The following is a 14,175-nucleotide window of genomic DNA, read 5'->3' on the forward strand; positions in this document are numbered from 1 at the left end:
CTATAACCGTTCGCCGTACTTGCGGTAGTGTTCTTTTTTGGCTTCCGTAATCCACTTATCCCGCTTAATCCGATCGGGAGCAGTCTCGAGTTTATCGGCGATCCGTTTCATGTCGGACGCGTCCCATGTTGCAATTTTCCGGAACGTGAAGATTCCCATTTTATTGAGCACACGTTCAAACGTCGGCCCGATTCCTCGGATCCTCTTCAAATCATCCTTTGTGGAGTCCTTTGCCGATTTCGTCTGCCCGATCTGCAACGTGAGTTGATGGCCGACCTGGCGGCTGGGACGGGGTGCCACGCCACCCTCGGTTCGAATCCGTAGTGCGGCGCGCACCTCAACCAGCCGTTTCCGGAGGCGGTTGATCTCTTCTTCTCTTTCCTCCACGGCCTTGGTGCGGCTCGTCAGTTCGGCTCGCAAGGTTTCCAGCTCGCGCAGTTGCTGTTTCAGGGCTCGAATCTGGCGATCTTTTCCGTCAAGAACCTCTTGTTGCTGTGCCAGATTTACCTCAAGGTTTCGGAACCTGGCGAGCTGCTCCTCATACCCCGCACACTCCTTCGCGTGTCGTTCAGCGGTCGTCGCATATCGTTGCCTCCATTCCTCCACTTCATCGGCTTGTGCCTGCAATCGCTGTTGCAGCGGCTCAAGACCGCGAATCGTCTCGTCGCGACGCGCAAGTTCCTGTTCGAGGGTTTGTAGTGCGGCCCGGTGGTGAGTGTCCTTTTCACTGAGTTGGACTTCAAGCCAATGTACTCGTCCCTGTGCCGGCTCGAGTTCTTGGATCCGCACGCGCAGAGGGTCTAACGCGGCAACCTCGGCTTCCAGCTCCGCGATCCGGTGCTGCTGTTGACCCAACTCCTGTGCCATGCGGGCCACCTCTTGCTGAGCTTCCTGATGCGCGACGGTGAGGTGTGTGACCTGATTTGACTGTTCTGTCGCTTCGGCTTCACTGCGGTTTGCCTGTTGGTGCCAGGCGGTCAACTCAGATTCCACGGCTGAGAGGCGTTGGGCTTTCGTGGCCAGTTCCTCTTGCAACGCACTGAGACGCTCATTTCGAATGGACAGGTCTTTTTGTGCAGTCCGGGCGACGGCTTCCGCGGCAGCCACCCTATTTTCTAATGTCTGGATTGCCGACGTTTTCACTTTCACTTCATACTGCAGGGCGTCGAAGGCCTGCTCCTTTTTGCGAAGCATGGTGCTGAGTTCGCCAAACTCCCGCTCGAGAGACAGAGTCGACAGATTGCGGACGAGCCATCCAATGATCCCTCCAATCGCCGCAGCAATGATCAGGCACCCCACCATCTGGCTGATAAGCGCGGTCATAGGTCAGCCCCCCCTTTCACACGCAACTCGATCCGACGGTTATTATGGAGTCCCGCCTTGGTCTTCTCGGAGGACACGGGTTGGGTTGCGCCGTATCCTACGGCGGTAAATCGGTTAGTCAACCCTCGGGTGATGAAATACTGTCGCACCGCTTCGGCTCGGCGACGGCTGAGCTGGATGTTATAGTCGACCGCCCCGTAGCCGTCGGTGTGCCCGGCGATTTCGATGACCGCTTTGGGTTCGCGACGGAGAAGCGGAATCAGCTTCTCTAACGTGGCACGGCCCCGTGGGTTAATTTTGGTGCTATTCGACTCGAAGGCAATGCCAGATTGTTTCAAGACGCGGTCCAACCTGGCCTGAAGCGACGGTGACGAGGACGCGATCGGTGCGACCAAGACATGATTCTCAAGTTCCAAGCCCGACGCGGTGAGCGGGGCAGCCTCGCTCAACAGTGCCGATTTTGCGCGCTCAGTTTCGACCCTACCGCTCAAAACCAGCGAGTGGCCGTCGATAATGACGGAACCATGTTCGTTCATGTGGCCTAAGACAGGGAGAACGGCTGGCACCGCAGTCAACCAGGGTGCGGCACCGACATTAGGATCGATGACCAGCTCGTCGACGATGCGAACATGCCGTTGACCATACAGCTCTTGCGCTCGCGTCAGGATCTGAGCTTTTGCTGCCTCAGTCGGTAGCGACCCACGAAATGTCAACGTTCCTGCCTCCAAGCGGACATAGAGGGTCGCCGCTGCCAACGAACGGCTTGCTGCAGGGGGAGGCAAGTGACGAGGCAGACACACGAAGGCAAGGATCGTGAGCGCCAAGGCGCCTGCGGCAAGGATCGCTCCACGTGCCATTGTGCGACTCTCAGGCAGAACAAACCGGCGAGGACGTGAGGACCCTATCATATTCAGCAAAACCATGCCAGCCGGGATTTTCTGACCCGCCGGTTCTCTCTGACCTCGGTCCAGGAGTTGACGGCATCGAGAATTTTGCGTGGAGAGTTTTTTCTCCATCACCGCTCGGCGGGACCGTCGTAGCCGATTCGCTCTGCCCTATATCCTTACTTGAAGTCCATCGTCTCCTTTGCTATTCTGCGCTCGCTTCGCGCAGCGCTCGTTTTTTTCATTCACGCACCGATGAAGGAGTGCACATGGCCGCCATCCAGCGGGCCCTGATCAGCGTGTCAGATAAGACGGGAGTGGTGGACATGGCCAAAGGGCTGGAGGCCCTTGGAGCCGAGATTTTGTCTACGGGCGGAACGGCGAAAACGCTCCGTGAGGCGAGGATCAAGGTGACAGACGTCGCTGCTTACACGGGATTCCCTGAGATGCTGGATGGCCGGGTGAAGACACTCCATCCCAAAATTCATGGAGGCCTCCTTGGCCGTCGGAGTCTACCTGCACATGTCGATCAGATGAAGCAACATGCCATCGGCCCGATCGACGTCGTGGTCGTCAATCTCTATCCTTTCGAAGCCACGATCGCAAAACCCCACTGTACCTTCGATGAGGCGATTGAGAATATTGATATCGGTGGACCGTCGATGCTCCGATCCGCCGCCAAAAATCACGACGATGTGCTGGTTGTAGTCGATCCAGCGGATTATGCACGAGTGCTTCACGCCATCAAAACCGGGATCGCGACACGTGCGCTTCGTCGAGAACTCGCCATGAAAGTATTTCAACATACTGCTCGGTATGACGGATTGATCGCGGGATATCTGGAAAAACAAGTACAGGGAGAAACGGTGAAATTTCCGAAGATCCTGTCCCTCCAGTACGAATTGGTCGAGCCGCTTCGGTACGGAGAGAATCCGCATCAGCAAGGAGCCTTCTATCGAGAGCTGTATTCAAATGAACCGTCTGTCTCGCGAGGAAAGATTCTACATGGCAAGGCGATGTCTTATAATAATTTTCTCGACGCGAACTCCGCGCTCGAGCTGGCAAAGGAGTTCGACGAGACGGCGGTGGCCATCATCAAACACAACAATCCCTGCGGGGCGGCGCTGGGCGACACGTCCGTCGAGGCCTATGTCAAAGCGCGTGAAACCGATCCGGTGTCCGCCTTCGGCGGAGTCATTGCGTTCAATCGACCGGTCGATTTAGCTGCTGCCAAAGAAATCACCTCGACGTTTGTAGAAGTCGTGATCGCGCCCGGATTCACAGAAGAGGCTCTGGCGGAGCTCAAACGAAAAAAGGATCTGCGATTGCTCGATATCGGCCCACTGACGAAAGGGAGGCAGGAAGGGTACGACCTCATGAAACTCGTGGGTGGCTTGATCGTGCAGGATCGCGACCTGGGAGGTCTGACGGATCTCCGTGCGCTTCATGTCCCGACTGTTCGCAAACCGACCGACGAAGAGTACGCTGCTTGTGCCTTCGCCTGGAAGGTCTGCAAGCATGTGAAGTCGAATGCCATCATCTATGCGAAGCCCGGACAGACCGTAGGGATCGGTGCCGGCCAAATGAGCCGGGTTGATTCCGTCAAGCTCGCGGCAATGAAAGCGCACCTGCCGGTGAAGGGATGCGTGATGGCGTCGGATGCCTTCTTTCCGTTCCGCGACGGACTGGATGCCGCTGCGCAAGCCGGGATTACCGCGGTGATTCAGCCAGGGGGATCAATCCGCGACGCCGAAATCATCAAGGCGGCTGATGAACATGGCCTGGCCATGATCATGACAGGCATGAGACATTTTAGGCATTGATATTCGCTCCAGCTTTATAGTCGACCGTTCGGTATTCCCGCCTCATCGATAAGGTTCACATGTGAAGATTCTTGTTATTGGTAGCGGCGGACGCGAGCATGCCATCGTGTGGAAACTTGCCCAAAGCCCACGAGCGCCCCAACTGTATTGCGCACCGGGCAACGCCGGGATCGAGACGCTGGCCACCTGCGTCCCTCTCAAAGCCGACGACATCGCCGGCCTCAAACGGTTCGTTCAAGAAGAGGGGATCGATCTGACCGTGGTCGGGCCGGAAATGCCGCTCGCACTCGGGATTGCCGACGAATTCCGAAAGGCGAAGTTGAAGATCTTCGCGCCGACGCGCCATGCGGCCCGGATCGAAGCGAGCAAGAGCTTTTCCAAGGATGTCATGGTGACCGCCAAGATTCCGACGGCACGCGCCAAGAGTTTCGACAAGATGGCGGATGCGCTGGCGTACCTGGATCTGCACGAGCTCCCGGTCGTGATCAAGGCTGACGGGCTTGCGCAGGGCAAAGGGGTCATCATCGCGACGACGCGTGAAGAGGCCAAGCAGGCCGTCGCGGATTCGATGGAACGAGCGGTGTTCGGCCAGGCTGGACAACGTGTGTTGATTGAGCAGTTTCTTGATGGGGAAGAACTGACGATCATGGCTTTCACCGATGGCGAGACCGTCGTACCCATGTTGCCTGCACAGGATCACAAACGGGTCGGTGACAGGGACACTGGTTTGAACACTGGCGGCATGGGGTCTTACTGTCCAGCTCCGCTCGGCACTCGTGCCCTCTGCGAGATGGTTACGTGCGAGGTGTTGCGGCCCATCGTGGATGCACTCGCGCGACTGGGCTGTCCGTTTCAAGGTGTCCTGTATGCCGGGCTGATGATCGTGAAGGGCGTTCCCTACGTGTTGGAATTCAACGCGCGGATGGGCGACCCCGAAACGCAGGTCGTGCTGCCTTTATTGAAGACGGACTTGGTTGATGTGATCGAAGCCGTAGTCGATCATCGACTCGATCAACTCACGGTGGACTGGCAGGACGAGTCGGCTGTGTGTGTGGTCATGACATCGAAGGGCTACCCCGGACCCTATCAGCAGGGATTCGTGATTCATGGCTTGCCGAGTGCGGAAGGGGCGACAGGGATGGTGTTTCACGCCGGAACCGCGCGCCGGGGAACTGACATTGTTACAGCCGGCGGGCGGGTGTTGGGCGTAACCGGACGTGGCAAGACCATCGTTGCTGCACAGCAAGAAGCGTATCGCCTTGTGAAAAGCATCACGTTCGATGGCTGCCATTACCGAACCGACATCGCGCATCGAGCCCTTCGCCCAAGAGACGATCGGTATTGACTGGCTTGCATCTCTCCATGGCTGCAATCGTCCGTTATGATCCACCTGAATTCACGGCTCTGTGCGCCCGCGTCCGAACTATCCTTCGACGAGGTGGGATCGTCGCAATCCCCACGGAAACTTCTTACGGGTTAGGTGTCGATCCCTTCGATTCCGCCGCACTCAGCCGCCTTACGAAAGTCAAAGGCCGTGCGGAGCACAAGCCGATCCTTCTCCTCATCGGTGCAGACGACCAACTGTATCCTCTTGTCGAATCAATTCCTCCGGCAGCGACCGCCCTGATGGAGGCATTCTGGCCAGGCCCTCTGACAATTGTATTCCCCGCACGGGCCGACCTGCATACACTTATCACGGCGGGAACAGGGACGGTTGGAGTGCGCTGGACATCGTTGACTGCTCTCGCAGACATTCTTCGAGTGGTGGGGCCGGTTACAGGAACGAGTGCCAACCGATCGGGGGAGAGCGCGGCTCGAACTGCTCAAGAGGTAGAGCAAACCTTTGGTGACGAGATCGATTTAATTATCGACGCCGGATTGACGCCGGGTGGCTTGCCATCGACCGTCATTCAGGTCGAGGGGCGGCCACAGATTGTGCGCGAAGGAACGATCTCGCGCGCCCGTATCCGAGAGGCGTTGTGCGAGAGAGGATTTTTCCTCAACGAAGGGCAGATGTGATATACAACATCGGTGGCGTGGTTTCCCGTATGGGGCGGAAAGGAGGAGAACTATGGGAGATGGTCGGGGGTGGAATAACTGGTTAAGGCTCTGTGCCGTGGCAGGACTAGGCTTGATCGTCGCAGGATGTGATTACTGGCCGCCGGCGTTGCAAGCGCAGATCGAGCAGCTACGGTCGGAGGTGCAAGCGGCGACGGCCGAACGCGCGCAGTTGCAAAATCAAGTGACAGCTTTGACGAAGGTGAAGGATGACCTGCAGGCGCAGGTCGATGATTTGAGTCGGGCAAATCGCGAGAAGACGTCCATGATCAACAGCCTGCAAAGTAGTCTCGCGGCGGCGCAGGAGCGCTTGGCCAAGCAGGCCAAGCCGGCACCGGCAAAAAGTTCGACCGCCAAGGCACAAACCAAATCATCGTCAAAGGTTGCCGCCAAGGCTCCGGCGAAGAAGAAGACAACAACGACACACTAGCGACGAAGCCGGTCACCTCCTACTTCGCGGTAGTTGAGGTCGGGGTCGTGGGTTCTGAAGACGGGGAGGGAGAACTCGACGGACTGGTTGAGGATGATGAGGAGGGTGAAGAGGCCGGCGTTGTTGATGCCGATGAACCTGCTGGAGTCTCTTTCTTCTCAGCAGCTCCCTTTTCAGCTGTCGCCGCTGCCGCAGGCTCACTGCCGGCGGGAGGCTTGAGCTTGTCCGAGTAATCGGTCACATACCACCCGCTGCCTTTGAACATAATCGCCGGCGAAGAAATCAGTCGTGTGGCGGACTTCCCGCACCGTTCACAGGTCGCAATTGGGTCGTCTTTGATACTCTGTTTCCGTTCGAACCGATAGCCACAGCCATCGCACACATATTCATAGATCGGCACGAAATATTCCTCCTCGTGAGTCTGGTACGGAGACGCCCCCCCCGGCATTGACTGACCCTTACGTCAATTTGGCAAAGGCTGCCTCCAAACGATCCATCCCTCGACGGATAATGTCCATTCCCGTGGCATACGACATCCGAAGATGATGGGAGCTTCCAAAGGGCTCGCCTGGGACTACGGCAACCCTGGCGTCGTGAAGCAGGTAGTTGGCCAAATCCGTCGGGGTCTTGACTGTGCCGCCCGGTCCCTGTCGACCGAGTACTCCCTGCACGTTGGGAAATGCATAGAAGGCACCGGTCGGCATCGAGCACCGCACGCCGGGCATCGCATTGAGTCGTTCCACCATCACGCGCCGACGTTGATCGAATTCCGCCACCATCTTTTCCGTGAAAGATCCGCCGAGCCGCAGTGCCGCCACGGCAGCTTTCTGTGAAATCGAACAAGGGTTCGACGTACTCTGACTTTGGATGTTGGCCATAGCGGTGAGCAGGTGTTTAGGACCAGCGGCAAACCCGATGCGCCAGCCCGTCATCGCATAGGCCTTTGACACACCATTGATCACGACGGTGCGAGCGGCCACATCCGGCCCCAATGATGCGATACTCACATGGCGTACCCCGTCGTACAACACCTTCTCATAGATCTCATCGGAAACGATCACAATGTCTCGTCTGATGGCGATGGCGGCAATCCGTTCCAACGTCGCCCGATCGTATGTGGCCCCTGTGGGGTTGCACGGACTATTTACAATGATCGCTTTGGTCCGCGGCGTGATGCAGCGCTCCAGTTCATCGGCATGGATCGTATAGCCTTCTTCCTCTCGCGTCGATAATAGGACAGGGGTCGCGTCGTTCAGGAGCACCTGATCAGAATAGGATACCCAGTAGGGAACGGGGATAATCACTTCGTCGCCGGCTTCGAGCAATGCCTCGGCGAGATTGTAAAGAGAATGTTTCGCTCCGCACGAGACCAAAATCTGCGCTTTCTCGTAGCGTAGCCCTTGTTCAACGAGCAGTTTCTCGGCAATCGCCGCGCGCAACTCGTCGGTTCCGGACGACGGTGTGTATTTGGTGAATCCGGACCGAATGGCTGCCTCTGCAGCCGCTTTGACCGGTTCCGGCGTGTCGAAATCCGGCTCGCCCGAAGAAAAATCGATCACGTCGATGCCCTGGGCGGCCATAGCCTTGGCAGTCGCCGCCATCGCAAGGGTAGGGGAGGGGGCGATACGTCCGGCCCGAGCTGCCAGCTTCATGGTTTGAGACTCCTGATCCGTTTTTGGAGTCGCCGTGCGACTTCTGGATGAAGAAATTCGGTCAGAGAGCCGCCGTGGTTAGCGACATCCTTAATGATAGTCGATGAGAGATAGGAATATTCCTCGCTCGGCATTAAGAAAACTGTTTCGACCTTCTTGGCCAACTTACGGTTAATGAGCGCCATTTGAAACTCGTGCTCGAAATCAGAGATTGCGCGAAGACCTCGAATGATGGCATGCGCGCCCGACCGTTCGACATAATCGACCAGGAGTCCTTCGAACGCCGTTACTTCGACTTGACCCAAGTCCTTCATCACCAGCTTCACCATCTCCAATCGCTCATCCAAGTCGAAGAGGGGATACTTGGACGGATTCGGCGCAACGGCGACCACCACTTTATCAAACACGCGCAGGCTGCGCGTAATGATATCGGTATGGCCGTGGGTGATCGGATCAAAAGTGCCCGGGTAAATGCCGATTTTCATGATGACTCACTGCTGGGTCTCATTCTGGTAGAGAGAGAGCACGGTATCGCCATAGTCATAGCGACGTGTCAGCCTCGCGGGCCCTATTCGTTCAGGAGATTCGTCTAGCGAAGCGTGCTCGACGACGATTACCGCGTCAGGGCTTAGCAGCCCTGCTCGTCCGAGGCCAGCAAGCACGTCGAGCTCCTTTCGCGCGGCATAAGGAGGATCCGCGAACACCACATTATACGGGCCGTCCCATCGATCACGTCGTTGGAGAAAGGCGTCGGCCAGCCCGACCCACACCCGCGCACGTTCCGCGAGATGGCACGCATGAAGATTTTTGCGAAGCAACGCCGCGGTGCTGGGGCTCGCCTCAACAAAGGTCACCGACACCGCGCCCCGACTCAACGCTTCGATCCCGACCGCTCCAGTACCGGCATACAGGTCCAAGAAGCGCCCCCCCGTTACACGCGTCCCAAGTATCGAAAAAAGGGCTTCGCGAACCTTGTCTGAGGTGGGACGGAGAGAAGTCCCTCGCGGTCCACTCAAGCGCCGACCTCGATGGGACCCAGCAATGACTCGCATCGTTTCAGATGAGGGCTGACTCTAGAGCGATTGACTGTAACACAGCGTTTTTGCAGGGGTCAAGCGAAGACACGCGGTTGCCGATCGAGTAAGGCTACACTACGACCCGGTGATCTCTCCGCATGATTAGGGAAATACCAGGAAAGTCGCTTCGGTGCTTTGACGATATCGACGAAGGATGGCTATAATGCCGCGCCGGTGGGCTGTGTGGCTTCTGTCGCAGTTTTGGGATCAGAGCGATGCTCCGATGAGAACCACAGACTATCCCGAGGAGCGTCGCGGTGCGTGTTAGCGCGTTGCGACCGGTTGAGGATCCCGTGCGGCGAGACTCTTCCGCCGGTTGTTGGAAATCGTACGGTCTATGATAGCGCCGCAGTTAATGCACTTCCACGCGTAGAAGATGAGGAAGAAGTCGGAGAAGCGTTCCAGCATCATGAGGCCTTTGCACTTCGGGCATTCCATCGAATCCTCCCTGGTAGTTACGTGCACAGCTGTCGGCGGAACCAAGCAAGACCTGCACCAAATTGTCGCAATACGTAATTTCAACATGTTAGGTGCTACGTATTTGTCAGAAGGCGGTTCCTAGGACTCTGGCCTCTAGTACAAAAACGTTCGAACTGTCGAAATTTGTGCGCGAAAGGCCGTCATGGGTAGCAGCAAACAACGAGTCGGGATTGCCCACTGGCCAGAAGCCGAACGTCCCCGAGAACGATTGCTCGCCCACGGGGCAAGTTCCCTCAGCGATGCTCAACTTCTAGCCATTCTCCTTCGTGTCGGCCGTCAGCGATCCTCGGCGTTGCAGATCGGCCTCGAAGTGCTAGACCGTCTCAATGGGCTTTCAGGACTCGCACATTGCGGGATTGAGGAGCTCTGTGCCATTCCGGGAGTCGGCACAGCCAAAGCAGCGCAGCTGAAAGCGGCGATCGAACTCGGCAAGCGTGTGCTCGCTGCTCCGTTGGCCACGGGGACGAAGATTACGTCGAGTCGCGACCTGTTTCATCACTACCATCCCAGCCTTCGAGATCTCCGTCATGAGATTTTTAAAGTGGTCCTCTTAGACGCCAAACACGCGATTCTCCGGGATGCGACGGTGTCGAAGGGCAGCCTTACGCTGAGCATTGTTCATCCACGGGAAGTGTTCAATCTTGCCGTACGAGAATCCGCTGCCGCCGTCATTTTTCTCCATAACCATCCCAGTGGTGATCCGACGCCCAGCCCAGAAGATCGTACCTTGACGTCCCGGCTCGTGGCCGCAGGGGAAGTACTCGGAATTCGAGTCTTAGATCACCTCATTGTGGGCGACGGCCGCTATGTGAGTTTTGCTGATCAGGGAAGGCTCACGTGTCCTACCACAGGTCCTGAAGTTCAGAAGGAGTGATCTTGATGTAATCCATCTATGCAGTAACTGGACGAGTCTCTTGCCTTCCGGTTAGACGAAGGAGGATCTCATGAATGAGCAACGTGCGGAGTCCCTCAGAAATGTGGCTGTGGTGGCGAGTGCCGGAGCTGGGAAAACCTCGCTTGTTGAAGCCATTCTCTTTACGACGGGGACCATTCCGGTTCTTGGAGCCGTGGCGCAAGGGAACACGGCCTCCGATTTTGAGCCGGAAGAGATTCATCGGCGGACTTCTATTAGTACAAGCCTGCTTCGCTGTTCTTGGCAACAGACCACTCTGAACCTGATCGATCCACCCGGCGCACTCAACCTCCTCGGCGAATCCCTTATGGCATTGCAGGCGGTTGATGCCGTGATCATCGTCGTCGGAACTTCCGGGGTTCGGAGCGAACTCGCGAAAGTGTGGGCTCGCGTCAAAGAATTGCGGCTGCCGTGTCTCATCTTTGCGAACGAGTTCGACAAGGAGAGTGTCTCGCTCGAGGACCTCATAGCCCTGTGCCGCCGTAGCTTCGATTCACCAGTGCTTCCTCTTACATTACCAATTGTCACGGGGGGTCAACTCGTAGGGGTGATTGATCTGCTAGCCCAGGTCCAGGTGCTCTCTCAAACAGAGTCTCCAAAAGCTCAACAGACTCCGATCCCAGAATCGTTGCAACAGGAAGTAGGAGAGACTCGTAAACGGCTCCAGGAAGCGGTCGCGGAAGCCGACGATCGGTTATTGGAACAGTATTGTTCGGCCGGAGAATTATCCCAGGAGGATCTGCTGAACGGGCTCCGGTCTGCGGTCCACGCTGGGCAGCTGCTTCCACTGTTCTGTGGGTCTGCACTCAGAAACATCGGCATTGTCCCGCTGCTCAACGCCGTCGCTGGTCTGTTGCCATCTCCGGTTGAACGGGCAACGCGCGCCCCCTTGGAAGCCGTCAATCCGGAGACTGGTGAAGTGGTACGGCGGCAGGCCGGTGCAGGGGATCCCTTGTCCGCTATCGTATTCAAGACGATTATTGATCCCTTCATCGGGCGACTCTCTTACGTACGGGTCCTTTCAGGCACCTTGCAGGCCGACTCTATTGTATTTAACGCAACCCGTGCGATGAAGGAAAAAGGGGGGCACCTCTATACGCTCGTGGGCAAGAAACACACGGCCATCCCTTTTGCCAAGGCCGGAGAAATCATCGCACTCGGGAAACTGAAAGATACGCAAACCGGGGATACGCTGTGTGAAGAAACGGCTCCCATCTGCTATAGTAGCGTGGCTTTACCCAAGCCCGTCATGTCGTTTGCGATTGAACCAAAGGCCAAGGCGGACGTTGACAAGGTCAGTTTGGGTCTCCACAAGCTGATTGAAGAAGATCCAACGCTTGAATTCCATCGCAATGCCGACACCAAGGAAATGGTCCTCAGTGGGTTAGGTCAACTCCATATCGACATCGCCCTCGAAAAGCTCCATCGCAAGTACGGGGCGGACGTCGTGCTGCACACACCCAAGATTCCCTATCGTGAAACGATTCGGGGGACGGCTCAGGCTCAAGGGAAGTATAAAAAGCAGACGGGTGGCCATGGCCAATATGGCGATTGCTGGCTCGAACTTGCGCCGCTTCCACGCGGAGCTGGCTTTACATTTGCCAATAAAATCGTGGGTGGTGCGATCCCTCGTAACTTCATTCCCGCTGTGGAAAAGGGCGTGATCGAGGCAATGCAGCACGGCACACTTGCAGGCTGTCCCGTCGTTGACCTATCGGTCACCGTCTATGATGGGTCGTACCATGTCGTGGATTCATCGGAGATGTCGTTTAAAATTGCCGCCTCGATGGGCTTTAAGAAAGCGATGGAATCCGCTCATCCGGTGCTGTTGGAACCATTGATGACGCTGGAAGTCGAAGCACCGGCAGATCATATCGGGGCCGTGATCGGGGATTTGAATTCGCGGCGCGGGCGGATCCTCCACGTCGAAGCGAAGGACCATACGGAATTCATTACCGCCCTGGTGCCACTGGCCGAGGTATTGACCTATGCCACCACCCTGAATTCATTGACTGGGGGACGTGGCAGCTATGGAATGGCGTTCACCCGCTATGAGGAAGTCCCCCGAGATCTCGCGACGCGGGTGATTGAGGAGCAGAAGGCCGAAAAACACACAGTCGTCGCACAATGAGTGTCGTTACTCAGACGACTTGAGAACTACATAGAACGCCCGGTTTTCGCGAAGAACTCGGAGTAGGACGGTCTCTCCGCGTCGGATTTTTGAGATCGCTGTTGAGAATTCGCCAACTGTACCGACTTCCGCGCGGTTCACTTCTTTGATAAGGTCTCCCTCGCGCAACCCTTCCGATTGCGCCAGGCTTCCGGGGTCGACTTTGGTGATGAGCACACCTTTGCTTTCCCGAAGTTTAAACTTGTCGGCCAACCCGGCCGTTAAATCCTGCACATCAAGTCCCAGTTTCACTTCCGTTCGCGCTTGCGGGAGCGACGCCACCACCGCAGTATCGCGTCGTTCCGTCAACCCTACCTCCAAAGTCAATCGCGTCTGATCCCGCACAACTTCGACTTTCGTTGTCGCTCCGGGAAGTAAGCCGGCCACGAGCCGGGAGAGACGATTAGGAGTATCGACGGGATTGCCATCGATCTTGGTAATGATATCGCCGGGCTTGATGCCGGCTGACGCAGCGGGATCCTTCTCAAACACTTCGTTGACCAGCACTCCTTCCCCTTCGCGGACACCGAACTTACGTGCCAGCTCCGGCGTGAGCGGCTGAATGCCGACCCCCAGCCATCCACGAACCACGCGTCCCTTCGCCAATAATTGCTGGATCACCTGTTTGGCCATATTGGAGGGGATGGCGAACCCGATGCCTTGCGCAAAGTTGATGATGGCTGTATTGATCCCGATCACCTCGCCGTGGAGGTTAAACAATGGTCCTCCCGAGTTACCCGGATTGATCGAGGCATCGGTTTGAATGAAATTTTCATAGCGTGAAAGATTAATGTTTTCTCGTCCGATTCCGCTGACCACCCCCAAGGTGACTGTCCGGTCCAGGCCGAAGGGGTTGCCCACCGCCAAAACCCATTGGCCGACACGAACTGAACTCGAATCCCCAAACTTGGCATAGACGAGCGGGTGCTCAGGGGTAACCTTGATGACCGCCAAATCGGTATCCGGGTCCTTCCCGATTACTTGTCCGATCAGGGTCGATTTGTCAGACAAGCGCACCTCAATTTCTGTGGCGTCTCCAATCACGTGATTGTTTGTGACGATGTGGCCGTCGGCATCCACAATCAGACCTGACCCGGATCCCGGAGAGTTGGGGATTCGGTCCTGAGGCAATTCTCGAGCGCGTCCAGGACCGCTGAGGGGAAAGAGATTGACGACGGACGGCTTTGCAGACTCAGCGAGCTCGGTGATGACAGTCTGAATTTCCTCCAACATTTGAAGGCCGTTAGGCGAGCGTGTGGGAGCTGATCTGTCCGGCTCAGTGCCAGCCTGACCCACATCCAGCTGCAGGATGAGCACGATAGCAGATAACAGGGAAAGGATATGACGCGCATTGGTCATATACATC

General features: G+C 56.8%; 14 protein-coding genes. 6 read left to right on the forward strand and 8 right to left on the reverse strand.

What is annotated here, in order from left to right; translation table 11 throughout:
* Together VEI50_15625 and VEI50_15630 are read right to left on the reverse strand one after the other, a co-directional pair.
* Positions 1-1,323, reverse strand: a complete 1,323-nt coding sequence (locus VEI50_15625; protein ID HXX76560.1) for a hypothetical protein — start codon at positions 1,321-1,323, stop codon at positions 1-3.
* Positions 1,320-2,180, reverse strand: a complete 861-nt coding sequence (locus tag VEI50_15630; protein ID HXX76561.1) for an OmpA family protein — start codon at positions 2,178-2,180, stop codon at positions 1,320-1,322. Before VEI50_15630 ends, VEI50_15625 begins: the two co-directional genes overlap by 4 nt.
* 296 nt (positions 2,181-2,476) lie before the next feature.
* Between VEI50_15630 and purH the strand changes: the two genes are divergently transcribed.
* From purH to VEI50_15650, 4 genes are all read left to right on the forward strand, one after another.
* Positions 2,477-4,030, forward strand: coding sequence for a bifunctional phosphoribosylaminoimidazolecarboxamide formyltransferase/IMP cyclohydrolase (gene purH, locus VEI50_15635; GenBank protein ID HXX76562.1), 1,554 nt, complete (start codon positions 2,477-2,479; stop codon positions 4,028-4,030).
* A gap of 61 nt (positions 4,031-4,091) precedes the next feature.
* A complete protein-coding gene (gene purD, locus VEI50_15640) occupies positions 4,092-5,375 on the forward strand; it encodes a phosphoribosylamine--glycine ligase (protein HXX76563.1) in 1,284 nt (427 codons plus the stop codon).
* 17 nt (positions 5,376-5,392) lie between these two features.
* Entirely contained in the window at positions 5,393-6,049 is a 657-nt protein-coding gene (locus tag VEI50_15645) for an L-threonylcarbamoyladenylate synthase (GenBank protein HXX76564.1), read from the forward strand.
* 52 nt (positions 6,050-6,101) lie between these two features.
* The gene (locus VEI50_15650; GenBank protein HXX76565.1) at positions 6,102-6,518 is read left to right on the forward strand and encodes a hypothetical protein; all 417 of its coding nucleotides are present in this window, start codon (positions 6,102-6,104) and stop codon (positions 6,516-6,518) included.
* Between the two features lie 19 nt (positions 6,519-6,537).
* Here the strand turns inward: VEI50_15650 and VEI50_15655 are convergent, their stop codons facing one another.
* From VEI50_15655 to VEI50_15675, 5 genes are all read right to left on the reverse strand, one after another.
* Positions 6,538-6,918: an FmdB family zinc ribbon protein gene (locus VEI50_15655; protein ID HXX76566.1), complete on the reverse strand. Its 381-nt coding sequence runs from the start codon at positions 6,916-6,918 to the stop codon at positions 6,538-6,540.
* A gap of 58 nt (positions 6,919-6,976) precedes the next feature.
* Positions 6,977-8,170, reverse strand: a complete 1,194-nt coding sequence (locus VEI50_15660) for a pyridoxal phosphate-dependent aminotransferase (protein ID HXX76567.1) — start codon at positions 8,168-8,170, stop codon at positions 6,977-6,979.
* Positions 8,167-8,655 (reverse strand): pantetheine-phosphate adenylyltransferase, encoded by a 489-nt coding sequence (gene coaD, locus VEI50_15665; protein ID HXX76568.1) that lies wholly within the window; start codon positions 8,653-8,655, stop codon positions 8,167-8,169. Before coaD ends, VEI50_15660 begins: the two co-directional genes overlap by 4 nt.
* A 6-nt stretch (positions 8,656-8,661) precedes the next feature.
* A complete protein-coding gene (rsmD, locus tag VEI50_15670) occupies positions 8,662-9,222 on the reverse strand; it encodes a 16S rRNA (guanine(966)-N(2))-methyltransferase RsmD (GenBank protein ID HXX76569.1) in 561 nt (186 codons plus the stop codon).
* 288 nt (positions 9,223-9,510) lie between these two features.
* Positions 9,511-9,684 (reverse strand): hypothetical protein, encoded by a 174-nt coding sequence (locus VEI50_15675; protein HXX76570.1) that lies wholly within the window; start codon positions 9,682-9,684, stop codon positions 9,511-9,513.
* Positions 9,685-9,868: 184 nt separating this feature from the next.
* Between VEI50_15675 and radC the strand changes: the two genes are divergently transcribed.
* A complete protein-coding gene (gene radC, locus VEI50_15680; GenBank protein HXX76571.1) occupies positions 9,869-10,600 on the forward strand; it encodes a DNA repair protein RadC in 732 nt (243 codons plus the stop codon).
* A 70-nt stretch (positions 10,601-10,670) separates the two neighbouring features.
* On the forward strand, positions 10,671-12,770 hold the full coding sequence (fusA, locus tag VEI50_15685; protein HXX76572.1) for an elongation factor G: 2,100 nt from the start codon (positions 10,671-10,673) through the stop codon (positions 12,768-12,770).
* A gap of 6 nt (positions 12,771-12,776) precedes the next feature.
* On the opposite strand, the gene VEI50_15690 is transcribed toward fusA, so the two are convergent.
* The gene (locus VEI50_15690) at positions 12,777-14,174 is read right to left on the reverse strand and encodes a Do family serine endopeptidase (GenBank protein ID HXX76573.1); all 1,398 of its coding nucleotides are present in this window, start codon (positions 14,172-14,174) and stop codon (positions 12,777-12,779) included.
* Position 14,175 lies beyond the last annotated feature (1 nt).

Source organism: Nitrospiraceae bacterium, assembly GCA_035623075.1.
GTDB lineage: Bacteria > Nitrospirota > Nitrospiria > Nitrospirales > Nitrospiraceae > DASPUC01.